General features: G+C 75.2%; 1 protein-coding gene. It reads right to left on the minus strand.

The window, feature by feature from the left end:
• On the minus strand, positions 1–605 hold a 605-nt coding region (locus AX685_RS13060), incomplete at both ends, for a flagellar hook-length control protein FliK (protein WP_197418613.1).

Consider the following 605-nt stretch of genomic DNA (forward strand, 5'->3'; position numbering starts at 1 on the left):
GGCTGGTGCTGCCCCGACTGCTGATGCGCCTGCTGATGCGCCTGCGATTGCTGTTGCTGCTGGCCGGCCATCGCGGTGCGATCGCTGCCGGTCGCGGCCGGTGTCTGCTGCAGCTTCAGCCCGCGCGCCTCGGCCATGTCGGTCAGCTGCGGCTGCGCCTCCGCCAGCAACGCGCGGGTGCGCGGCTGTTCGGCGGTCAGCTGCACCTGAACGGTATCGCCGTCGCGGCGCAGCGAGATGTCGATCGCGCCCAGCGCATCGGGGACCAGCCGGATCGACATGTCGTTGGCATCGGCCATGTCGCGCAGCATCTCGATCCGCTGGATCATCGCCTCCGGCCAGCGCGGCTGGTTCATGTCGAGCGTCTGCTGTCCGGTCTGCGCTGCGGCGCCGGCGGCGGCGACCGGCGCGGTGAACGCCGGCGCGGGCAGCGGGGCGTCGGGCGCGGCGGGGCGATCCTCCCCCGTGACCGCGCGGTGGATCGCATCGGCGAAGGCGCGTGCGGCGGTGTCGATCGCGGGCGGTGCCTCGCCCGTGGCGCGTGGTGCGGCGGCGGGGGTGGCGGGGCCGGCGACCGGTGACGGCGTGCGGGCAAGGCGCGGGGC

The organism is Sphingomonas sp. CCH9-F2 (genome assembly GCF_001556735.1).
Lineage (GTDB): Bacteria > Pseudomonadota > Alphaproteobacteria > Sphingomonadales > Sphingomonadaceae > Sphingomonas > Sphingomonas ginsenosidimutans.